Origin of the sequence: Caballeronia sp. M1242 (assembly GCF_017220215.1) — a bacterium.
Taxonomy (GTDB): domain Bacteria; phylum Pseudomonadota; class Gammaproteobacteria; order Burkholderiales; family Burkholderiaceae; genus Caballeronia.
In genome coordinates this window covers 295187-316952 of sequence record NZ_CP071131.1, presented here as the reverse complement: position 1 = coordinate 316952, position 21766 = coordinate 295187, and the positions used below count along the sequence as shown (strand labels likewise).

Genomic DNA, 21766 nt, shown 5'->3' with positions numbered 1-21766 from the left:
GATCGCAATCTGTCGATAGTGCGGCAGTTTGGGAGGATTCGGCATGTCGGTATCGGTCGTAATTCCCGTTTATAACGCGCAGGACTTCATACGAGTCGCGCTGGCATCGCTGCAAGCGCAGACGCTCGCGCCACTCGAAATCATCGTCGTGAACGACGCTTCCACCGACGATACAGCAAGCGTCGTCGAAGCTGCGTGCAAGGAAGACAGCCGCATTAAGCTGATCAATCTCACGGAGAACGTGGGGCCCGGCGGCGCGCGCAATGCGGGCATCGCGAACGCACGTGGTCAGTGGATTGCGCTTCTCGACGCCGACGACCGGTTCGCGCCGGAACGGCTAGAGCGGCTCGTCCGCCTCGGGAACGATACCGGGGCCGATATCGTGACGGACAATCTGTTGATCTACGACGCCGTCGCACAGAAAGTCGCCCGCACCGGGTTTCGTCCGAAAGAAGGGGAGCCGCATTTTGCAGTCACACTGGATACGTTCCTCTACAACGCGGCAGGGGAATCGACCGGATGCGACTTCGGGCTGCTCAAGCCGCTATTTCGCCGCGACGCCTTGGTGAGTCGAGGGCTGCGCTATTCGGCGAGCTTGCGTCATGGCGAGGACTTCCACTTCATGCTCGACGCACTGCTCTCCGGCTGCGTCTGGGTCTGCGCCAGCGACGCCTATTATCTCTACACAGAAAGAACGGGCTCTATTAGCAAGACGTCGTCCGGCATGAGCCGGACCAAAGTGAACTACGGCGCGATGAAGATGGCCACGGATGAACTGTTGTCGCGGCCTGCAATCAGCGACAATCCGCGTCTGCGAGCACTCGTCGCACGACGCTCGCAAAGTCTTCGTTGGCTAGACGCCAAAACGAAACTCATCTCGATGCAAAAATCCGAAGGCACCGCAAGCGTGCTCAAGACGTGCGCTAGCGACCCGTGGATTGCATGGAACGTCGGCCGCTTTCTGCTTCGCCGCGTATCGCGAAAGCTGAACGCGCTCGGCCACGCCACCTTGCATTCCACAGGCTCGCGGCCGGGGCGTTAGTTCGCGCGATCACTACTAAACCGAAGCCGTCCTGAACACGGCCATCGTCGACTTCAACTGCTCGGCCTGATCCTGCAGCGACCCGGCCGCCGCAGCCGCCTGTTCCACCAGCGCTGCGTTTTGCTGCGTGACTTCGTCCATCTGGCTAATGGCCTGATTCACTTGTTCGATGCCGCGACTCTGCTCGTTCGAAGCAGACGCGATTTCGTCCATGATGTCGGTTACCTTTTGAATAGCGGCGCTGATCTTCGTCATCGTGTCGCCAGCGCGGCCGACGAGTTGCGTGCCCGCGTGAACGCGCGTGCTGGACGCCTCGATCAGTTCGCGAATCTCTTTCGATGCCGTCGATGACCGTTGCGCGAGACTGCGCACTTCGCCCGCCACCACCGCGAAGCCGCGGCCTTGCTCGCCCGCGCGCGCCGCTTCGACGGCCGCATTCAGCGCGAGGATGTTGGTCTGGAACGCGATGCCTTCGATCATGTCGATGATCTCGCCGATCTTGTGCGAGCTATGCTCGATCTCGGCCATCGTGCCGACCACTTCGCCGACGATCGTGGTGCCTTCCTTCGCGACGTCCCGCGCCGTGCCGGCCAGTCCGCTCGCCTGCCGCGCGTTCTCCGAGTTGTGCTTCACGGCCGCGGTGAGTTCTTCCATGCTCGCCGCCGTTTCCTCCAGCGACGCCGCCTGCTGCTCCGTGCGCGATGACAGATCCGTGTTGCCGACCGCGATCTCGCGGCTCGCGCTCGCAATCGCGTTGGCCGACGTCTTCACGCTCTCGATCGCAGTAAGCAATTGGGCACGCATGCGGGCCATCGAATACATGAGGCTGGAATGGTCGTCCGCCTGAGTCGCGACATCGACGGTGAGGTTGTTGTCCGCGATCTGGTTCGCGACTTCCGCCGCGTACGACGGCTCGCCGCCCATCGACCGCAGAATGCCGCGATTGAGGCGCGACACGACCACGCACAGCACCAGCGCGATTGCCGCGAGCACGCCGAGGCTCCAGCCGAGCGACGCGTAGAAGGCCGCATTGATGTCGTCGATATACACGCCCGTCACGATGAGCCAGTCCCACGGCTGATACATCGAGACATACGACATCTTCGGCAGAATCTCGTTGCTGCCGGGCTTGGCGAACGAATAGTAGGTGTAGCCTGCGCCCTCGCGCTTGCCCACGTCGATGATCTCGCGGTACAGATAGACGCCGTTCGGATCCTTGAAGTCCATCATGACCTTGCCGACGAACTCGGGTTTCATCGGATGCACGAGCACTTTGGCTTGCGAGTCGAACACGCTGAAGTAGCCGTTGTCGCCGAAGCGAATGTCGCGGATCGCGCTCAACGCGCCCTGTTTGGCCTGATCTTGCGTGATCGCGCCGCTCGCCGCTTGCTGAGCGAACTCTTTGATGATGCTGTTGGCGACTTCCGTCGCGTGCTTGATGTCGAGCTTGGTTTGCTCGGTGCGTACGGCGCGCATGCGGAATGCATCGGCCACGGAAATTCCTGCCAGGCACGCAAGGCTCAGAAGCAGGGGCAGCCAGAGTTTTTTAGAAAAAGTCATGCGAGTCGTCGTTTCGTTGATGTTCGCTCAGGGCCAGCGCGGACCGAGCGGCCTCTGGGCTGTAATAACGGAAACGATTGCGCCGACTTGATAGCGTGCTAAAAATAGACACATCGTGCGGAAATGCGGCAGGCTCGCTTTCGCCTGCCGCAGTCGGATACTCCGCTCAGTTCGGCGTATTCCGCACGCGCCGATGCTCCGGCTCTTCCGCCGCGACGGTGGCGCCGGTCTTGTCGTTGGGGACGTCGCCGTGCTGCCATGTGTGGGCGTCGGCGCCCACCTGACAATCGCCCTGGCTCAGCGAGAGCAGCACAGGAATCGACTTGTACGCCGGCGTGCCGCTGCGCGCATCGTTGTCCGAGAGCGACACGAGGCAGTTGGCTTCCGGATAGTACGCGGCGATGGACCCCTGCGCGATATCGAACGCGACCGCAGTGAGTCCGCATAGACGACGCGAGCCGCCGACGCTCACCGTGCTTTCGATCGTCTCCAGATCCACGAGATCGCCGTGCTGAAGCCCGCGCGCTTCGAGATCGCGTTCGTTGACGAACACCACGTCGCGCCGACCCGTGATGCCGCGGTATCGGTCATTGAAGCCGTAGATCGTCGTGTTGTACTGATCGTGGCTGCGGATGGTCGCGAGAATCAGCGCGTCGCTGCGGTCCACGCGCGGGTCCATCATTACGCCCTTATGCGCGATGAAGCGCGCGCGTCCCTCGGGCGTATCCCAACGGCGCGCGGCGGCGGCGTTGAAAAGGCGGAAGCCGCCCGGGTCCTGAATGCGCTCGTTATAGCGCTCGAACTGCGGGAATACTTGCTCGATGAGATCGCGGATGCGGTTGTAGTCCGTCACCCAGCCGTCCCAGTCGAGCGAAGGATCGTCGAGCGTCGCTTTCGCGATGCCCGCGACGATGGCCGGTTCCGAGCGCAGCTGTTCGGACGCGGGCGGCAGCGACCCGCGCGACGCGTGCACCATCGACATCGAGTCTTCGACAGTGATCGACTGCGGCCCGCTCTCCTGCACATCCAGTTCCGTGCGGCCGAGGCACGGCAGCAGAATCGTTTCCTTCGCGACCAGCAAGTGCGAGCGATTCAGCTTCGTCGCGATATGCACGGCGAGGTCGAGCTTGCGCATGGCCTCATAGCAGACGGGCGTATCCGACATCGCTACCGGCAGATTGCCGCCGAGCGCGATGAGCGCCTTCGCGCGGCCGTCGCGCATCGCTTCGATCGCCGAGATCGCGCCGTGGCCGTGTTCGCGCGGCGGCGTGAAGCCGAACACGCGCCCGAGCGAATCGAGCATGTCCTGATGCGGTATTTCGGTGATGCCGACGGTGCGATCGCCTTGCACGTTCGAATGTCCGCGCAAGGGGCAGATGCCCGCGCCGTCGCGTCCCATGTTGCCGCGCAGAAGCAGCAGGTTGACGATCTGCTGCACGTTGGCCGTGCCGCAGTGATGCTGCGTGATGCCCATGCCATAGCATGCGATCACCGCTTTCGCATTCGCATACAAGTTGCCGATGTGCTCGATCTCTTCGCGCTCGACGCCCGACGCGCCGACGATCTGTTCCCACGGAGTCGCGTCGATATCGGCGATCAGTTCGTCGATGCCGCTCGTGTGTTCGTCGATGAACGCGCGATCCAGCACGCCTTCGCCGCCCTGCGCCTGGCTTTCGCGGTCGAGCGCGAGCACGGTCTTCATCATGCCTTTGAGGAACGCGACATCGCCGCCAATGCGCACCTGAATGTAATCCGTGGCGATGGCGGTCGAGCGGCCCGTCACCATTTCGACCGGGTCCTGCGGCGAGGCGAAGCGCTCGAGTCCGCGCTCGCGCAGCGGATTGAGCACGACGATCTTCGCGCCGCGCCGGGCGGCCGCGCGCAGCGTCGCGAGCATGCGCGGATGGTTGGTGCCGGGATTGTGTCCGATGCAGAAGATCGCGTCGCAATGATCGAAGTCCGCGAGCGTCACCGTTCCCTTGCCCACGCCGATGGACTCAGGCAAACCGACGCTCGTCGGCTCGTGGCACATGTTCGAGCAATCGGGGAAGTTGTTGGTGCCGAAACGCCGCGCGAACAGTTGATACAGGAACGCCGCTTCGTTCGATGCGCGGCCCGAGGTGTAGAACTCCGCCATGTTCGGGTCCGGCAACGCCCGCAACGACTCGCCGATGCGCTCGAATGCCTCGTCCCACGAGATCGGCAGATAGCGGTCGGACGCGGCGTCGTAGCGCATGGGATGCGTGAGCCGTCCTTCGTCTTCCAGCGCGAAGTCGTTCCACGTCCACAGCTCGCTGACGGTGTGGCGTCCGAAGAATTCGGGCGTCGTGCGCTTGGTCGTGGCTTCCCACGAGACGGCCTTCGCGCCGTTCTCGCAGAATTCGAACGACGACGTGCTGCGCGGGTCCGGCCACGCGCAGCCCGGACAATCGAAGCCCGCGGGCTGGTTGACTTTGAGGAGCATCGTCGCTTCGCGCGCGACGCCCATTTGCTGCTTCAGCGCCCGCGCGACGGCCTGTAACGCGCCCCATCCACCCGCCGGTCCGCCATACGGGCCTACGCCCGGAACTTCTCGCTTGCTCATTACTGCTCTCCGTTATCCGACTTGCGGATCGCAGCAATGCATATGCCGGTCTGCATTAGAGCGTGTTGAAGGGACTCGACCGCTGCGGCAGGCGTCAGGACTTCGGGTCGGGCTCGGCTTCCGTGTTGGTGCCGGTCTTGCCGTTGCTGCGGTTCGTTACTGCGCCGGTCTCGTCGAGCACGTCGTCGAGATCGTCGTCAGATTCGTCGGATGGCGCGCCGGATGGCGTCGACATCCACAACACGGCCGTTACGGGAGAGCGAAGCAGGGGCAGGGCGAGCGGGGTCATGGCGTTGTCCTCGTTAGTGGTCATCGCCTGTCGTTCAGCAAGTCGTCTGCCTGCGCCGCGAATCCGGCTCGCAACGGGTGCGTTCAGTCAGGCGCGCTCACGGTCAGCGTCCAGCGCGTGCCGTTGCCTTGTGCCGATTGCATCGTCAATTGGCCGCCGAAGCTGCCGACGATGCGTCGCACCGTGCTTAAGCCCGTGTTCTCGCTGGCGCCGGGGGCGTAGCCGCAGCCGTTGTCGCTCACTTCGATCTCCACGCCCGCCGCTGCGCGCTGCATGGCCACGCGAATCTCGCCCGCGCAGCCAACGAAAGCATGCTCGACCGCGTTGGCGACCAGTTCGTTGACGACCGTGCCGATAGCCGCGCAGGTGTCGATGGGAAGCGCCGCCACGTCGCGCGGTAGCGCCAGCGCGAGCGAGACGTCATGGCCCGGGAGATCGTAGAAGTCTTCGAAACTCGCGCTCATGTTTTCCAGATACGCGCCGAGATCGACGCTCTCCTCATGCTCGCCGAGTCCCAGCAGATGATCGTAGAGCGATGCCATCGCGAACACGCGGCGCTCGATTTCGCGATAGCCCTTCTGGACCGCGGGGTCCGCGCACTCGCTCGCGCGTCGTTCGAGGAGCGCGGTAATCATCTGGAAGTTGTTGCGGATGCGGTGCTGCTGCTCGCGCAGGAGCGCGGCCTTCGCGTCGCGTTCTTCGGTCAGTTCCTCGTGCCGTTGCCTCGACTCGATGCCTTCCGCGAGGATCGCCGCAATCGAAGCGAGAAACGAAAGGTGAGATGCGTCGACTTCGTGCTGCTGGTCGTAGTCCACTTCGAGGATGCCGTACGGTCCCTCGGCGCCGATGAGCGGCAGGCTCACCGATGTGACGACGCGGTACTCGCGCAGAATCGCGGGCGCGCGCTCGCCGCGCTCGGCAGGCACGTTGGCGACGACGACCGGCCGCGCCGAAATCAGCGCCTCGCCGGGCGGATTACCGGCTTCCGCCGTGCCTGCTTCGCGCCCGATCGCCGCCGCGCCCATCCCGACTTGCGCTTTCAATATGAGCGTGTTGTCGGCGCGCTGAAGTTCGAGGACCTTCGCCATCGGCGATGCGCAGCCGGCCGACGCGGCCTGTGCGGCGGCCTCGTGCAGCCGCGCTATCGAACGTTCGCCCTGGAATGCGTCGTGCAAACTCGCCAGCGCTTTTCGCTGCCGCAGGAGCACGGCCACCGGCACGGTCTCGGTCTCCGAGAACGCGAGGTTGTCGATGCAGGCGGCCCACGTGGCTTTGCGCGCGAAGCTCATGTGCTCTCACGGAATGTACTGGCGGTTCAGCCATTCTAATGACTGGTTGGGGCGGGCGCTTGCGTCCTCGCGCATGGCCGACCTTGCGCCTGCATCGAACCGGAAAAACCGACCGTTGCCGCGGACCGTGCGATGCCCTCCGCAGCACGCCGTTACCGGTAACGTAAGCGAATTGCGCGCGCTAGCACCAGTCGCTATACTGGCTCCGCGATTGCGGTGGCCTGACCACCGTGATTGGCCTGACCGCAGGACGAATCGAGCAAACTAACTGAAAGCAACGCATCCGCACCGCGTGCGAATGCGCCTGAAGGGGCGTGCCGATGACCGAGTCGCGTCGCGCCGCTCCAAAAGAATAATGAAAGGAGACGAACAGATGTTCCGTAAAGGAATGCCGGTCAAGGCCGCGCTCACGCTCGCCGTTTGCGCGCTCGCTGGCGCTGCCCACGCGCAGGTCGCCGCAGGCGATACGTCGCAAAAGAAGATCGCGCTGTCGAACAGCTTCGCGGGCAACGCGTGGCGGCAGTCGATGCTCAAGAGCTGGAACGCCGTCGCGCAGCAGGCCGTCGCCGACAAGAAGGTCGCCGCCGCGCCCGCTTTCACGACCGCCGAGAACCAGGTGACGGAACAGGCGCAGCAGGTGCAGAACCTGATTCTTCAGGGCTATAACGCGATCGTCATCGACGCCGTTTCGCCTACCGCGCTCAACGGCACGATCAAGAAGGCGTGCGCCGCGGGCGTCGTCGTGGTGTCGTTCGACGGCGTGGTCGACGAACCCTGCGCGTATCGCGTGAACTTCGACTTCAAGGGCTGGGCGGAGCAGGGTGTCGACTATCTCGCGACGCGCCTCAACGGCAAGGGCAACATTCTTGAAGTGCGCGGCGTGGCGGGCATCTCCGTCGACAACCTGATGCACGAAGGCGTGCTCGAAGGGCTCAAGAAGCATCCGGGGATGAAGCTCGTCGGCTCGGTGAACGGCGACTGGACGCAATCGGTCGCGCAGAAAGCCGTCGCCGGCATTCTGCCGACGCTGCCGCAAGTCGATGGCGTCGCCACCGAAGGCGAGATGTCGTTCGGCATCGCGCAGGCGTTCAAGGCCGCGAATCGTCCCGCGCCGCCGATGATCATCGGCAGCACGTATCCCGAACTCCAGTGGTGGAGCGAGCAGACGAAGACAGGTTATCAGTCGCGTTCGCTGTCGAATCCGCCGGGCGCGGTGTCGTTCGCGTTCTGGGTCGCGCAGCAAGTGCTCGCGGGCAAGAAGATCCCGAAGGAAGTGACCATCAACGTGCCGCTGCTCGCCATCTCGCAGCAGGAGCTGCCCGCCAAGCTCGCCGCGACGCCGCCGGGCGGCCTGGCCGACGTGACGTACACGTTGCCGCAGACCGTGGCCTTGCTCGACAAAAAATAAGCACGACAGACGCAGGACAGACGCCACGCATGGAGGCATGTGAATGGGCGCAACAGCAACAGCAACCAGCAGCAACGAGGCGCAGGGCGCGCTGATCCGCTTCGAAGGCATCGGCAAGACCTTCGGGCGGGTGCGCGCGCTCGCGGACATCGACTTCGCGTTCATGCGCGGCGAATGCATCGGCATCGCGGGACACAACGGCGCGGGCAAGTCGACGCTGATGGCCGTGCTCGCGGGCGTGTATACGCCTACGCAAGGGCGCATCGAAGTGGACGGTCGCGAGGCGCCACATTACGACGCGAATGCCGCGCGCGAGGCCGGCGTGCGCTGCGTGTTTCAGGAACTCTCGCTCTGCCCGAATCTGACGATCGCGGAGAACATGACGGTCGTGCATCCGCAATTGCGCGGGCGCGGCTGGCGGCGTCGCGCGACGGCGCTCATGCGCGAGAAGCTCGAAGAGATCTTTCCGGGCAACGGACTGAAAGGCAACGAACTCGTCTCCGACCTGACGCTCACGCAAAAGCAGATGGTCGAGATCGCGCGCGGCTTCACGGTCACGGATACGCCGGTGCGTCTTCTGATTCTCGATGAACCGACTTCATCGCTCGATGCGCACACCGCCGATCAGCTGCTCGACTTCGTGCAGCGCGCGGCGCAAAACGGCATCACGTGTCTGCTCATCACGCATATGCTCGGCGAAATCGAGCGCGTGGCGGACCGCGTGATGGTGATGCGCGATGGCGGCATCGTCGGCGTGTTGCCGCGCGAGCAGTCGAGCCGCGCATCGATCATTCAGGCGATGGGTCAGCAGCTCGAAGCGGAAAAGACGCCGGCCGCCGTGCGCGAGCGCAGCGCGCGCAGCGACGACAAGCCGTTGCGCTGGCACGTTGGCGCGAAGAAACATACGGTCATCGAAGCGTCGCGCGGCGAGATCGTCGGCTTCGCGGGACTCGCGGGGCAAGGCCAGACCGAGGCGCTGCTCGCCATCTATGAAGCCGCGACCAAGCGCGGCGCGTCTCGCGTGAAGGCGGCGTTCGTCGCGGGCGATCGCGGGCGCGACGGCGTGTTCCCGGTCTGGTCGATCGCGCAGAACCTCGACTTGCGGTGGCTGCTCGGCGGCGCGAAAGCCAGGCGCGGTCTCGTGGATCTCGCGGCGGCGCGCGCGCTCGTCGAAGCATGGCGCGCGAAGATCGGCATACGCGGCGCGTCGATGAACGCGGGCATTCTGTCGCTCTCGGGCGGCAATCAGCAGAAGGTGCTGTTCGCCCGCGCGCTCGCATCGGATGCGCAACTCATTCTGATGGACGACCCGACGCGCGGCGTCGATGTCGGCACGAAGCGCGATATCTATCGCCTCGTTCACGACGAAGCCGCGAAGGGCCGCACGTTCATCTGGTACACGACAGAAAACGAGGAGCTGTCGCACTGCGACCGCACGTATGTGTTCCGCTCGGCGGCCGTCACGCGCGTGCTGCACGCCGACGAATGCACGGAAGAAGCGCTCCTCGCCGCGAGTTTCGAGGAGCAGGCCGCATGACCCCCGCACGCACGACGTTTCAGGGCACGCAAGCGCGTCTGCGTGCGCTGCTTCCCGCCATCTCGCTCGTCGCGGTGCTGGTGCCCATTCTCATCATGCAGCCGACGGTGATGAGCTACTTCGGTTCCAGCCTGCTTTTGAATCTCGCCGTGCCGATCGTGCTCGCGACGCTCGCGCAACTCGCGATCATCACCGTCAACGATCTCGACTTGTCCATCGGTTCGTTCGTGAGTCTGGTCGCCTGTATCGGCGCGACGCTGCTGGTCAAGCAACCGTGGCTCGGCACGCTCGCGCTTGTCGGCTGCGTGCTCGCGTATGCGGCCGTCGGCGCGTTGATCGAACTGCGGCAGATTCCGTCGATCGTGGTGACGCTCGGGCTCTCGTTCGTATGGAGCGGGCTTGCCATCGTGCTCCTGCCTTCTCCGGGCGGCACGAGCCCCGGCTGGCTCGGCACGGCGATGGGCTACCAGACGCCGTTCATCGCCGCGCCTATCGTGTGGTCGGTGCTGATCGCCGTCATCGGACACTTTCTGCTGATGCGGACGTCAGCCGGCGTGCGCATTCGCGGCGCGGGCGGCAACCCGCGCGCAATGCGCCGCTTCGGCTGGTCGCTCGTGCGCAGCAAGGCGACGCTCTACGGCATCGCGGGCATTTTCGGCGTGCTGTCGGGGCTGTCGCTGCTCGGCCTCACGACTTCCGCCGACGCCAACCTCGCGCTGCGCTACACGCTGCTTTCCATCGCGGCGGTGATTCTCGGTGGCGGCGAGTTCGTCGGCGGGCGCGTGTCCGTGATCGGCGCGGTGCTCGGCGCGATCACGCTGACGCTCGCGGCATCGTTTCTGGCATTTCTCAACATCTCGGCGGACTGGCAGGTCGGCATGCAGGGCGCGATCCTGATCATCGTGCTGTCGTTGCGCGTGCTGCTGCAACGCGGGGAGCGGCAATGAAGACGCAGACATCGGGCGAGGCGATCGCCAACAACGAAACCGCGTGGACGCGGCTTAGAAGCCTTCAGGCGCCGTGGGCGTGGTCTTTCGCGGGCACGGTGCTCGTGTGGTTCGCGATCGTCGGCATCTTCGGCTTCGGCATTGCGAGCAACGTCGCACAGACCGCGCTCACCTACGGCGTGTTCATGGTGCTCGTCGGTCTCGGGCAGATGCTCGTCATCACGTCGGGCGTCGGCAACATCGACCTTTCGGTGCCGTCGACCATCGCGCTTGCGGGCGTCGTCGGCATGCACGTGATGGGCGGCGAGAACGGACAGATTCTGCTGGGCGTGGCGGCGGCGCTCGGCGTCGGCGCGGCCATCGGCATCGTGAACTATCTGCTGATCCGGCTGCTGCGCATTCCGCCGATCATCGCGACGCTGTCCTCCAGCTTCATCATTCAGTCGATCGCCATCACGCAAGGACGCCAGCTTCCGCCGCCGCCGCCCGCGCTCGGCGCGTTCGCCACGGGCCGGCTCTTTCACGTGCCGTATATCGCGCTGCTCGCGCTCGCGTTGTCGGTGGCGCTCGCGGTGCTGCTGCATCGCGCGGTCTATGGCCGCCGGCTTTCCGCGATCGGGCAGAACGCGCGGGCCGCGTGGCTCGCGGGCGTGAACGTGCATCCGACGCGCTGCATCGCGTACGTCCTCTGTTCGATGATTGCGGCGCTGACCGCGCTCTTGCTCGCGGCGACCTCGGGCGGCGCGTCGCTCGACATGGGCGTCGAGTACATGCTGATCTCGATCGCGGTCGTCGTGATCGGCGGCACGCTGGTGACGGGCGGCAAGGCGACGATTGCCGGCGTGTGGGGCGCGTCCATGTTCCTGTTTCTGACGAACGCCGCGCTCAACGCGGTCGGCGCGGATGCGGGCGTGCGCGCGATCGTCTACGGCGTGCTCATCATCGCGGTGACGGTGGCGGCGGGCGGCAAGACGGCGCGCTGATCCGACAATTTCGATCCACAGAATCGATCCACAGAAGGGACGAGGAGACATGAAACCGAGCGACTACGAAGTGCATGATCCGCGATTCAGGCTGCTGCTTCAGCCGAACGCGTTTCTTTCCAAAATCACCGACGAGTGCCTGTGGGCCGAGGGACCGGTCTATTTTCCGGCGACGGACCTGCTCATTTGGAGCGACATTCCGAACAACCGCATGCTGCGCTGGGCGCCCGGCATGGGCGTGGGCGTCTTTCGCGCGCCGTCGAACTACAGCAACGGCAACACGCGCGACCGCGAAGGGCGGCTCGTCACCTGCGAGCATGGCGCGCGGCGCGTGACGCGCACGGAGCACGACGGCAGCGTCACCGTGATTGCTTCGCACTTCGAAGGAAAGCGGCTCAATTCACCGAACGATGTGGTCGTCGATTCGAAGGGCGACATCTGGTTCACCGATCCCGACTACGGCATTCTGAGCGACTACGAAGGGTATCGCGCGGACAGCGAGATCGGGCGATGCAACGTGTACCGCGTGTCGGCGCAGAGCACCGACGTGCAGCTCGTCTGCGACGACTTCGTGAAGCCCAACGGCCTCGCGTTCTCGCCGGATGAATCGCGGCTCTATATCGCGGATTCCGCCGCATCGCACGACGACGAAGCGCCGCGTCATATCCGCGTGTTCGACGTATCGAGCGAAGGCGCATTGCGCAACGGGCGCGTGTTCATCGAAATGCAAAGCGGCGTGCCGGACGGCATGCGCCTCGACGAGCACGGCAACGTCTGGACGAGCGCGGAAGACGGCGTGCATTGCTACGCGCCCGACGGCACGCTGCTCGGCAAGATTCTGATACCGGAGGTCGTCGCGAACGTGACCTTCGGCGGCATCAATCGCAATCGGCTGTTTATCGCGGCCACGTCGTCCATTTATTCGCTTCATGTCGGCGTGCGCGGCGCGGGACGCTGACACGCCAGCACATCAAATCAAGAACCGGAGACAAGCATGAAGATCAGGAAACTCGCGTTGGCGCTGTGCATGGCGTCGGCATCGGTGGGCGCGTCGGCGCAGGTCGCAACGGGCGATACGTCCTCGATGAAGATCGCGCTTTCGAACAACTATGCGGGCAACAGCTGGCGCCAGCAGATGCTCAAGAGCTGGTCGAACGTGGCGGACCCCGCCGTGAAGCAGAAGATCGTCGCGGCCGCGCCGAGCTACACGACGGCCGAAAGCCAGGCCACCGAGCAGGTTCAGCAGATACAAAACCTCATCTTGCAGGGCTTCAAGGCGATTGCGGTGGATGCGGTTTCGCCGACGGCGCTCAACGGCGTTATCAAGCAGGCGTGCGGCGCGGGCGTGACGGTCGTATCGTTCGACGGCATCGCGACCGAGCCGTGCGCGTACCGCATCGCGGTCGATTTTCAGGGCATGGGCCGCATGCAGGTGGATTATCTGGCCAAGCGCCTGAACGGCAAGGGCAATCTGCTCGAAATTCGCGGGCTCGCGGGCGTGTCGGTGGACGACGAGATTCATCAGGGCATCGTCGATGAACTGAAGAAGTATCCGGGGCTGAAGATCGTCGGCTCGGTGCACGGCGACTGGACGCAGACGGTGGCGCAGAAGCAGGTGGCTGGCATTCTGCCGACCTTGCCGAAGATCGATGGCGTCGTCACGCAGGGCGGCGACGGTTACGGCGCGGCCCAGGCGATCAAGGCGGCGGGACGGCCGACGCCGATCATCATTCTGGGCAACCGGCAGGAAGAGCTCGCGTGGTGGGCCGATCAGAAGAAGAGCGGCTACGAGACGATGTCGGTGACGATTCCGCCGGGCGCTTCCTCGTTTGCGTTCTGGGTGACGCAGCAGATTCTCGCGGGCAAGAAAGTGCCGCACGATATCCGCATGCCGGTGCTCGAAGTGAAGCCTGAGGAACTCGATGCGGTGCTCGCGAAGACGCCGGCCGGCGCGCTGGCGAACAAGGAGTACACGCGCGAGGAAGTGGTCGCGGTGGTTGATGGGAAGAAGTAGGTGAATCAGTAGAAAAGCGAGGCGCGCGGGTGGATCAATGCGCGTCTTCGCTGCCGCCCGGCGCCTCGAGCGCGAGAGCGCTGGGCCGAAGCCAGGAAGGCGATTGCGGAGAGCGGCGAAGGCGCCATGGCGATGGGCGAATTCTCGAACGCCGACGACGCAGAGTTGACGTGGTAGCGCGGTGAGCGCGGCGCGAGGCGCTCGCCGCCCGCTCACGCGTACAAGATCTCGATTCCGTTCGCTTTAATCCAGTCCACGAATTCCCCGCCGAGCCCTTCGTCCGTCACCAGATAATCGATCCGGTCGATCGCCCCAAAGGCGGCAAACTCGCGCTTGCCAAACTTTTTGGAATCCGCCAGCAGGTAGACGGTCTTCGCTGCATCGATCATCGCTCGCTTGACGTGCAGATCGATGAAGTCCGGGTATGAAATGCCCGACTCCATCGACACGCCACCTGCCGCGAGAAAGAGCTTGTCGACGAACATGCCCTCGAAGAACGTCGAGGCCTTCTCGCCCGACACTGCGATCGTCTCCGGCTTGAAGATGCCGCCCGTGAGCATCACGCGGTTGGTCGGCTCCGCGCCCAGCAGAATGGCGATATTGAGCGCGTTGGTCACCACGCGCAGGTTCTGCCGGTCCAGCAGGTTCTTCGCGAGCTCCGTCGCGGTCGCGCCGCAATCCAGAATCACGGAATCGCCGTTCTCGATCAGGCTCGCTGCCTTCTTGCCGATCATCGCCTTCTCAGGACTCGTCGGCAGCACAGGCGTCTCGTAGGTGCGCCGCGTGCCATCGCTTTGCGCTGCCTTCAGCCGCACGTTGCCGTGCACGCGCTCGACGCGTCCTAGCCGCTGCAACTCGTCGATGTCCTTGCGGATCGTCGGCATCGACACGCCGAATTCGCTGGAAAGCTCCGAGAGCTTCACCAGTTTCGCGGTCTGCACGCGTTCGAAAATCTTCTCGGTCCGGGTTCGTTGATCCATTTTTTATTTTCCTGCGCAGGCGCTGCATGAACGCGCCTCTCCAGTGCGCATTGTGCCTGATCAGAAGATCGGTGGTGCTTCACTAGGTGTTTTCCCTTTTTCTTTGATTTCTTTTTGACTTTCTAAAGAAACTAAAAGAAACTGCTTCCAAGCAAACAGGAAGTCTGGGAGCAGGGAATGGAAAACCCCTTCAAGCAGTCCGGCGACGCGCTTCATCGCCGGGCGCAAGAGATCCGCAAGAAGATCTGCGTGATGAACGCGACGGCCAAGAGCGGTCACACGGGCGGCGACATGTCGGAGGCCGACATTCTCGCGGCGCTCTATTTTCATGTGATGCGATATGAAGTCGATGCCGAGCGCAAGGTGCGCTGGCATGACGAATTCATTCTGAGCAAAGGTCACGGTGTCGGCGGTCTTTATTCTTGTTTCGCGGAACTCGGCTGGCTGAGCGACGAAGAACTGCTCACGTATCTGAAAGACGATTCGCGCCTGCCGGGCCACCCGGTGCGGCAGAAGCTGCCAACCTTCGTGACCGTCAATACCGGCGGTCTCGGTCACGGCTTTCCCATCGCGGCGGGTCTCGCGATGGCGAAGCAGCGTCACGCTTCTAAGACGGAAGGCGCCACCGGCCGCGTGTTCGTGCTGACCGGCGACGGCGAACTCGAAGAAGGCTCCAATTGGGAAGCCGCGATGGCGGCGGCGCACTTCGAACTGTCGAACCTCGTCGTGATCGTCGACCGCAACCGGCTTCAGCTTGCCGACTTCACGCACAACATCATGGACCTCGACCCGCTGGACGAGAAGTTTCGCGCTTTCGGTTTCGAAGTCCACGACGTCAATGGAAACCAGCCGGACGCCATTTGGAAACTAATGGAAAGTCTCGACTACGACAATCGGAAGCCGAAAGTCGTCATCGCGCACACCATCAAGGGCCGCGGGGTGTCGTTCATGGAGAACGTGCCGGCGTGGCATCACAAGTTTCCCGACGAAGACCAACTCAAGCAGGCGCTGAAGGAGCTCGACCATGCGTGAACTCGCTGACTTGCGCGACGGCGCGGTGAACGCGATCAGCCGTCTGACTGCGGCCGGGCGAGACATCATCGTGATGGTCGCGGATTCGACGTCGACCTCGAAGATCGGGCCGTACCTGGAAAGCTACCCGGACCGCGTCATCAACGTGGGCATCGCGGAGCAAAACATGGTCGGCATGGCGGCGGGGCTCGCGCTCGGCGGACACATCGTGTTCACCGCGAATGCCGCGCCGTTCCTCGTCGGACGCGCCAACGAACAGGTGAAGAACGACGTCTGTTACAGCGCGACGAATGTGAAGATGCTTGGCTTGAACGCGGGCGTCGCATACGGGCCGCTCGCATCGACGCATCACGCTATCGACGATCTGTCGATCATGAGCGGCTTCGGCAACGTGCAGATTTTCGCGCCCTGCGATGAGGCAGAAGTCGCGCAAATGATCGACTACGCGGCATCGGTAGAAGGGCCTGTCTATATCCGCCTCGACAATGCGAAGTTTCCCGTGGTGCATGACGCCTCGTACCGCTTTCTGCCGGGGCGTCCCGACGTGCTTATCGAAGGGTCGAAAGTCGCGGTGATCGCGCTCGGATCGGTCGTCGGCGAGGCGCTCGACGCATGCGAAGCGCTTCAGAAAGAGGGCGTCGTCAATCCGACGCTCGTGAACCTTTCGTCGCTTCGGCCGCTGGATCAGGACGCGCTCGCTTCGATCATCGAGCGTCACGAGACCATCGTGACCGTCGAGGAGCATTCGCTGCACGGCGGTATCGGCGCGACCGTTGCATTGCTGATGGCGCGGCGGCAGATCGGGCGGCCGCTCACGACGCTCGGCATCACCGAAGGGGAGTTCGCCAAGTACGGCACGCGTAAGGGCATCCGCAAACACTATGGCATCGACGCGGCCGGTATCGCGAATGCCGTACGCGCGCACTGCGCTCAATAAGAGAGGAGACAGGAATGAGCATTCAGTACGACATGTCGTTGCGTCATGGCGTGGACTTCGACTTCCGGCTCGATGGCAAGGTCGCAGTGGTGACGGGCGGGCTCGGCGGCATCGCAATGGCGACGAATGCCGCGCTGATCGCGAAGGGCGCACGCGTCGCGATTCTCTATCCGAGCTTCGAAGAACCGCGCGTGCAGGCCGCCATCGAAGAACTCGGCGCGAACAACGCAAAAGCCTTTCCGTGCGATGTCGCGAACGAGGCTGACGTCGAGAAGGCCATTGCAGCGGCTCACGACCATTTTGGCGATTTACACCTGCTCGTCAATGCCGCAGGGTGCATCACGCTGACACCCGCGGAGAACATCGGCTACGACGAATGGCAGCGGCAGATCGGCGTCAATCTCACCGGTCCCTTCCTGTGCTCGAAGCACTTCGCGCGCGCGGTGCTGGCAAGCGGCCACGGCGGCAAGATCGTGAACATCGCGTCGCAGGCTGCGACCGTCGCCATCGATCAGCATTGCGCGTATACGTCGGCGAAAGCGGGCCTTATCGGCATGACCAAGGTGCTCGCGAAGGAATGGGCGGCGCGCGGCATTACCGTCAACACGGTCTCGCCGACCGTCGTCTTGACGCCGATGGGCGCGGCGGCTTGGGAAGGCGAGAAGGGCGAGAACATGAAGAAGCTGATCCCTGTAGGGCGCTTCGCCTATACCGATGAAATCGCCGCCGCGATTCTCTTTCTGCTCTCGAACGGCGCCGACATGATCACGGGCGCCGACATCATGATCGACGGAGGCTACACGATCGCCTGAGCCAGTCCAACGCTGTCGAAGAAAGACAAACAAACCGGAGACAACAACATGTGGAAGAAGCTTGCAGTTGCAGCAGCGGTGGCCGTTTCGTTCGCCGCCGCGTTGCCCGCCACCGCGAATGCAGCGGGCAAAGGCACCATCGCGATTCTTGTAAATGCGCTCGACAATCCGTATTACGCCGCCGAAGCGAAGGGCGCGGATGCAGAAGCGAAGAAGCTCGGCTACGACACCATCGTGCTTTCCCATGGCGAGGACGTGAACAAGCAAAACGAGCTGGTCAATCTCGTCATCGGCAAGGGTGTGAAGGGCATCATTCTCGATAACGCCGATTCCAACGCGAGCGTCGCGACGGTGCGCGCAGCCGCGGACAAGAAAGTGCCGGTCGTGCTGATCAACCGCGAGATTCCGAAGGACGGGATCGCCATTGCGCAGTTGAGCCATAACAATCTGCAAGCGGGGACCGAAGTGGCGCAGCGTTTCGTGGAAGCCATCGGCGAGAAGGGTGAGTACGTCGAACTAACGTGCAACCTCGCGGACAAGAACTGCGTGACGCGCTCGCAGGCGTTCCATCAGGTGCTGGACCAGTATCCCGATCTCAAGATGGTCGCGCGTCAGGATGCGAAGGGCGCACTTTTGCCCGGCAAGCAGGCGATGGATTCCATCTTGCAAGAGCATCCGAACATCAAGGGCGTGATTTGCGGCAATGGCCCGGTTGCGCTCGGCGCGATTGCATCGCTGGACTCTGCGGGACATAAGGACGTGGTCGTCATGGGCATCGACGGCAGCAACGACGAGCGCGACTCCGTGCTCGCGGGCAAGCTGAAGGCCACCGTCATGCTGCAGGCGCAGGGCATCGCGATTCACGGCGTCGATCTGCTCGACAAATACATCAAGACCGGCAAGACCGGCGAGCAGGAGCGTCAGCTCACGCGCGGCATTCTCATTACGAAAGACAACGCGTCGCACGTGAAGGACTTCTACTACAACAAGTAATACGCGTTGTTGCTCCATGCGGGCGCCGCAGGGCTGCGCCCGCACATGGCTTGTCATGTGAGGTCGAGGTCGTCATGGTTCATCCCGTATTCGCGCGCTGGCGGCTGGTGTCGATGCTTTGCATCGCCAGTTTGTCGGCGTGCCACGTCGTCACCGATACCGAATTGGCCGACATCCGCGCGCAAGGGCAGCACAAGGGCCCGGACGCCGCCAAGATCCTGAACGACCAGTTGGTCCCGTACGCGGACAAGAACGCGAAGCCCGCGGCGCAGGTCATCAGCGCGCTGAACCAGAATTTCGACGATGCCTGCAAGCAATACGGCTTCCGTCAGAGCAATGCTTTCCCGTGCAACTTCTGGCTGCGCGTGCAGGGCAAGGTCACGAAGATCGATTCGACGTCGCGCGTCGGCAAGGCGTACGTGGAAGTGGCGCCCGCGAATGGCGGCGATCCCGTTCAGATCGCGCTCGAAACAGGTCCGGTGGTGATCGGCACGGGCGTGCGCGACGGCTTTCCCGGAGTCAAATACAGTGACTTCGACGACCAGACGCGCTTTGCCGCGTTCGGTCAGGAATTGAACAAGCTCGTCGTGGCGCGGGTGCAAAGTTCCCTCAAGCTGAAGGTCGGCGATTCGGTCGATGTCTCTGCCGTCTATAGCAGTTGGAGCGAGCCTGCAGGCGAGATCCGCGCGATTCCGGTGGCCTGGAAATGAACGAGAACCAGCATACCGCCCGCACGATGAACCCCATCAACGTGATCGAAACGCGCGGGCTGTCGAAGCAGTATCCGGGCACGGCGGCGCTCGTCGATGTGGACTATAAGGTGCGGCGCGGCAAGGTCAACGTGCTGATCGGCGAGAACGGCGCGGGCAAGTCTACGTTGATGAAACTGCTTGCGGGCGCGGAAACGCCGACCTCGGGCGAGATCTGGATCGACGAGAAGCTCGCGCAGATCACCGATGTGCGCAGTGCGGAGCAGCACGGCATCGGCATCATCTTTCAGGAGTTGAATCTCTTCCCGGACATGACGGTGGCGGAGAACATCTTCGCGGGCAACGAGATCACGAACTCGGGCGTGATCCGCTCGAAGATGGAGAACCACCAGGCGAAAGTACTGCTCGACCGGCTGAACATCGCGATCGATCCGCGCACGCGGCTCGGCGATCTGTACGTCGGTCAGCAACAGCTCGTGGAGATCGCGAAGGCGTTGTCGAAGCACATCAAGGTGCTCATCATGGATGAGCCGACTTCCGCGCTCTCGAAGACGGAAGTGGAGATTCTCTTCAAGATCATCGGCCAACTCAAGGAAGAGGGCGTGACGGTGATCTATATCTCGCATCGCCTCGAAGAGATCATGGCGATCGGCGATTGCATCACCGTGCTGCGCAACGGGCGGCTCGTGGCGGAGAACGATATCGCCAACATCGACATTCCGTGGATCATCGAAGCGATGGTCGGCTCTTCGAAGAAGCGTTTCGCGTTCGAGCAGCACGAAATCGGCCGCGAAGTGCTGAAGGTGAAAGACCTTGCGCTCAAGCGTTCGAACGGGATCTATGCGGTCGATCACGTGTCCTTCACCGCGCGTGCCGGCGAAGTGATCGGCATTTACGGATTGATGGGCGCGGGCCGCACCGAGTTGCTCGAATCGCTACTCGGCGCGAATCCCCTCGCGCTTGGCGAGATAGAACTCGCAGGCAAGGCCATCGAAGACTTGCCGATACCGAAGCGCATCGAGGCTGGCATCGCGCTCGTGCCGGAAGACCGCCAGAAGCAGGGCATGGTGCAACTGATGACCATACTCGAGAACATGACCCTGTCCAGCCTCGGCAAGTTCACGCGGCGCTTCGTCGGTGCGCTCACGCGCGACAAACAAGTGGAAGCGGCCAACGACATCGTGAAGAAACTGGCCATCAAAGCTGCGTCCGTCGATGCGCCGATCACGTCGCTATCCGGCGGAAACATGCAGAAGGTCGTCATCGGCAAGGCGCTGTTGACGAAGCCCAAAGTGTTGTTGATGGACGAACCGACGCGCGGTATCGACGTGGGCGCGAAAGAAGACGTCTACAAGACGATCAGCTTGCTCGCGCGGTCGGGCATCGCCGTGATCTACGCGACATCGGAGCTGGACGAAGCGATGGCCGTGTCCAACCGCGTCTTCGTGATGGCGAGCGGCAAGCTGACCGCCGTGCTCGACCGGCCCCAATTCGACAGTGAACGCATCGTGCGCGCATCGACGCCCGCGACTGCCGTAGTGTGAGGCAACCGAGATCCGAACCATGAATACACCCAACAGCAGCAATCCGCCGGTCACGCCGGTGCATGCGAAGCACAACCGGCACGGCGCCTATGTGGCGTCGCGCGTCGCGGTCAATCTGCTCAAGCTGCGCATCTTTATCGCGCTATTCGCGATCATCATCGTGTTCTCGCTCGCCACCGAGAGCTTCCTCTCGACCGGCAACCTGCTCATCATGGCGAAGCATGTCACCGTGGTCGCGATTCTTTCTATCGGCATGACGCTCGTGATCCTGACGGGCGGTATCGACTTGTCGGTGGGCTCCATCGTCGGCATTAGCGGCATGGCGGCGGGATACCTGTTGCTCGAAGGCGTGAAGATCGGGCATCACATCGTGTTCTTCAATCCGTGGGGCGTGACGATCATCGCGTGTTTGCTGGGCGCGTTGATCGGCGCGGTGAACGGCTATCTCATCACCATGCTCAACGTCGCGCCATTCATCGCGACGCTCGGCATGCTTTACGTGGTGCGCGGCGCGGCGCTGCTGGTCAACAACGGCAGCACCTTCGCGGACCTCGAAGGCAATCCGGCACTCGGCAACCCGGGCTTTGAGTTCATCGGCAACGGCACGATTCTCGGCCTCTCGATGCCGGTGTGGATCATGCTTGTGCTCGCGGCCATTACCATCTTCGTTGCGCGAAAGACGCCGCTCGGCCGGCGCATCTATGCCATCGGCGGCAATGAGCAAGCGGCGCGATTCTCTGGAATCCGAACGAATCGCGTCAAGCTCTTCGTCTACATGTTCTCGGGATTCTGCGCGGCGATTGTCGGACTCGTGATCACGGCGCAGTTGCAGACGGCACACCCGTTGACGGGACAGACCTACGAACTGAACGCCATCGCGGCGGTCGTGCTCGGCGGCACCGCGCTCATGGGCGGGCGCGGTACCGTGTTCGGCTCGGTCGTCGGTGCGTGCGTGATCAGCATCCTGGGCGACGGCATGGTGATGTGCGGCATCAGCGATTTCTGGCAGATGGTCATTAAGGGCCTCGTCATTATCTTCGCCGTGGTCATCGACCAGTTGCAGCAGCGCCTGCAGTCGCGCATGGTTTCGCTGACCGCGTGAGGA

At 63.2% G+C, this 21766-nt stretch carries 19 protein-coding genes; 14 read left to right on the top strand and 5 right to left on the bottom strand.

What is annotated here, in order from left to right; genetic code table 11:
- Positions 1–43: 43 nt before the first annotated feature.
- The gene (locus tag JYK05_RS20920; RefSeq protein WP_206470405.1) at positions 44–1042 is read left to right on the top strand and encodes a glycosyltransferase family 2 protein; all 999 of its coding nucleotides are present in this window, start codon (positions 44–46) and stop codon (positions 1040–1042) included.
- A gap of 15 nt (positions 1043–1057) precedes the next feature.
- Here the strand turns inward: JYK05_RS20920 and JYK05_RS20915 are convergent, their stop codons facing one another.
- From JYK05_RS20915 to JYK05_RS20900, 4 genes are all read right to left on the bottom strand, one after another.
- Entirely contained in the window at positions 1058–2536 is a 1479-nt protein-coding gene (locus tag JYK05_RS20915; protein ID WP_371826471.1) for a methyl-accepting chemotaxis protein, read from the bottom strand.
- A 232-nt stretch (positions 2537–2768) separates the two neighbouring features.
- Positions 2769–5186, bottom strand: coding sequence for an FdhF/YdeP family oxidoreductase (locus tag JYK05_RS20910; RefSeq protein ID WP_206470403.1), 2418 nt, complete (start codon positions 5184–5186; stop codon positions 2769–2771).
- Between the two features lie 94 nt (positions 5187–5280).
- Entirely contained in the window at positions 5281–5499 is a 219-nt protein-coding gene (locus JYK05_RS20905) for a hypothetical protein (protein ID WP_241270071.1), read from the bottom strand.
- Between the two features lie 59 nt (positions 5500–5558).
- Positions 5559–6764: a sensor histidine kinase gene (locus tag JYK05_RS20900; protein ID WP_206470402.1), complete on the bottom strand. Its 1206-nt coding sequence runs from the start codon at positions 6762–6764 to the stop codon at positions 5559–5561.
- Positions 6765–7137: 373 nt separating this feature from the next.
- On the opposite strand from JYK05_RS20900, the gene JYK05_RS20895 reads away from it, so the two are divergent.
- Genes JYK05_RS20895 through JYK05_RS20870 form a run of 6 tightly spaced genes read left to right on the top strand, consistent with a single transcriptional unit; the run spans position 7138 to position 13653 of the window.
- Positions 7138–8172, top strand: a complete 1035-nt coding sequence (locus JYK05_RS20895) for a substrate-binding domain-containing protein (protein WP_206470401.1) — start codon at positions 7138–7140, stop codon at positions 8170–8172.
- Between the two features lie 43 nt (positions 8173–8215).
- Positions 8216–9709: a sugar ABC transporter ATP-binding protein gene (locus JYK05_RS20890; protein WP_206470400.1), complete on the top strand. Its 1494-nt coding sequence runs from the start codon at positions 8216–8218 to the stop codon at positions 9707–9709.
- Positions 9706–10656, top strand: coding sequence for an ABC transporter permease (locus JYK05_RS20885; RefSeq protein ID WP_175943370.1), 951 nt, complete (start codon positions 9706–9708; stop codon positions 10654–10656). The genes JYK05_RS20890 and JYK05_RS20885 overlap by 4 nt, the downstream gene beginning before the upstream one ends.
- Positions 10653–11639, top strand: a complete 987-nt coding sequence (locus JYK05_RS20880) for an ABC transporter permease (protein ID WP_175943368.1) — start codon at positions 10653–10655, stop codon at positions 11637–11639. Before JYK05_RS20885 ends, JYK05_RS20880 begins: the two co-directional genes overlap by 4 nt.
- A 49-nt stretch (positions 11640–11688) precedes the next feature.
- Positions 11689–12597: an SMP-30/gluconolactonase/LRE family protein gene (locus tag JYK05_RS20875; protein ID WP_206470399.1), complete on the top strand. Its 909-nt coding sequence runs from the start codon at positions 11689–11691 to the stop codon at positions 12595–12597.
- Between the two features lie 36 nt (positions 12598–12633).
- Complete coding sequence (locus JYK05_RS20870; protein ID WP_175943364.1) at positions 12634–13653, top strand: ABC transporter substrate-binding protein; 1020 nt, start codon at positions 12634–12636, stop codon at positions 13651–13653.
- Between the two features lie 212 nt (positions 13654–13865).
- On the opposite strand, the gene JYK05_RS20865 is transcribed toward JYK05_RS20870, so the two are convergent.
- Complete coding sequence (locus JYK05_RS20865; protein ID WP_206470398.1) at positions 13866–14633, bottom strand: DeoR/GlpR family DNA-binding transcription regulator; 768 nt, start codon at positions 14631–14633, stop codon at positions 13866–13868.
- A 177-nt stretch (positions 14634–14810) separates the two neighbouring features.
- Between JYK05_RS20865 and JYK05_RS20860 the strand changes: the two genes are divergently transcribed.
- The 7 genes from JYK05_RS20860 to JYK05_RS20830 all read left to right on the top strand — a co-directional run bounded on the left by JYK05_RS20860 (position 14811) and on the right by JYK05_RS20830 (position 21763).
- Positions 14811–15665 (top strand): transketolase, encoded by an 855-nt coding sequence (locus JYK05_RS20860; protein WP_175943361.1) that lies wholly within the window; start codon positions 14811–14813, stop codon positions 15663–15665.
- Entirely contained in the window at positions 15658–16602 is a 945-nt protein-coding gene (locus JYK05_RS20855) for a transketolase family protein (protein WP_206470397.1), read from the top strand. Before JYK05_RS20860 ends, JYK05_RS20855 begins: the two co-directional genes overlap by 8 nt.
- 14 nt (positions 16603–16616) lie before the next feature.
- Positions 16617–17414 carry a GolD/DthD family dehydrogenase gene (locus tag JYK05_RS20850; RefSeq protein ID WP_206470396.1) on the top strand — a complete coding sequence of 266 codons (798 nt, stop codon included), beginning with the start codon at positions 16617–16619 and terminating at the stop codon, positions 17412–17414.
- A 48-nt stretch (positions 17415–17462) separates the two neighbouring features.
- Positions 17463–18407 carry a D-ribose ABC transporter substrate-binding protein gene (locus JYK05_RS20845; RefSeq protein WP_175943355.1) on the top strand — a complete coding sequence of 315 codons (945 nt, stop codon included), beginning with the start codon at positions 17463–17465 and terminating at the stop codon, positions 18405–18407.
- Between the two features lie 74 nt (positions 18408–18481).
- Positions 18482–19117 carry a DUF2291 family protein gene (locus tag JYK05_RS20840; protein ID WP_206470395.1) on the top strand — a complete coding sequence of 212 codons (636 nt, stop codon included), beginning with the start codon at positions 18482–18484 and terminating at the stop codon, positions 19115–19117.
- On the top strand, positions 19114–20661 hold the full coding sequence (locus JYK05_RS20835; protein ID WP_175943351.1) for a sugar ABC transporter ATP-binding protein: 1548 nt from the start codon (positions 19114–19116) through the stop codon (positions 20659–20661). Before JYK05_RS20840 ends, JYK05_RS20835 begins: the two co-directional genes overlap by 4 nt.
- Positions 20662–20680: 19 nt before the next feature.
- Complete coding sequence (locus JYK05_RS20830) at positions 20681–21763, top strand: ABC transporter permease (protein WP_371826470.1); 1083 nt, start codon at positions 20681–20683, stop codon at positions 21761–21763.
- The last annotated feature ends 3 nt before the right edge of the window (positions 21764–21766 follow it).

Coding starts and splice junctions, on each gene's coding strand:
- JYK05_RS20920 (WP_206470405.1), top strand. CDS start 44: ATGTCGGTATCGGTCGTAATTCCCGTTTATAACGCGCAGGACTTCATA.
- JYK05_RS20910 (WP_206470403.1), bottom strand. CDS start 5,186: ATGAGCAAGCGAGAAGTTCCGGGCGTAGGCCCGTATGGCGGACCGGCG.
- JYK05_RS20905 (WP_241270071.1), bottom strand. CDS start 5,499: ATGACCACTAACGAGGACAACGCCATGACCCCGCTCGCCCTGCCCCTG.
- JYK05_RS20900 (WP_206470402.1), bottom strand. CDS start 6,764: ATGAGCTTCGCGCGCAAAGCCACGTGGGCCGCCTGCATCGACAACCTC.
- JYK05_RS20895 (WP_206470401.1), top strand. CDS start 7,138: ATGTTCCGTAAAGGAATGCCGGTCAAGGCCGCGCTCACGCTCGCCGTT.
- JYK05_RS20890 (WP_206470400.1), top strand. CDS start 8,216: ATGGGCGCAACAGCAACAGCAACCAGCAGCAACGAGGCGCAGGGCGCG.
- JYK05_RS20885 (WP_175943370.1), top strand. CDS start 9,706: ATGACCCCCGCACGCACGACGTTTCAGGGCACGCAAGCGCGTCTGCGT.
- JYK05_RS20880 (WP_175943368.1), top strand. CDS start 10,653: ATGAAGACGCAGACATCGGGCGAGGCGATCGCCAACAACGAAACCGCG.
- JYK05_RS20875 (WP_206470399.1), top strand. CDS start 11,689: ATGAAACCGAGCGACTACGAAGTGCATGATCCGCGATTCAGGCTGCTG.
- JYK05_RS20870 (WP_175943364.1), top strand. CDS start 12,634: ATGAAGATCAGGAAACTCGCGTTGGCGCTGTGCATGGCGTCGGCATCG.
- JYK05_RS20865 (WP_206470398.1), bottom strand. CDS start 14,633: ATGGATCAACGAACCCGGACCGAGAAGATTTTCGAACGCGTGCAGACC.
- JYK05_RS20860 (WP_175943361.1), top strand. CDS start 14,811: ATGGAAAACCCCTTCAAGCAGTCCGGCGACGCGCTTCATCGCCGGGCG.
- JYK05_RS20855 (WP_206470397.1), top strand. CDS start 15,658: ATGCGTGAACTCGCTGACTTGCGCGACGGCGCGGTGAACGCGATCAGC.
- JYK05_RS20850 (WP_206470396.1), top strand. CDS start 16,617: ATGAGCATTCAGTACGACATGTCGTTGCGTCATGGCGTGGACTTCGAC.
- JYK05_RS20845 (WP_175943355.1), top strand. CDS start 17,463: ATGTGGAAGAAGCTTGCAGTTGCAGCAGCGGTGGCCGTTTCGTTCGCC.
- JYK05_RS20840 (WP_206470395.1), top strand. CDS start 18,482: ATGGTTCATCCCGTATTCGCGCGCTGGCGGCTGGTGTCGATGCTTTGC.
- JYK05_RS20835 (WP_175943351.1), top strand. CDS start 19,114: ATGAACGAGAACCAGCATACCGCCCGCACGATGAACCCCATCAACGTG.
- JYK05_RS20830 (WP_371826470.1), top strand. CDS start 20,681: ATGAATACACCCAACAGCAGCAATCCGCCGGTCACGCCGGTGCATGCG.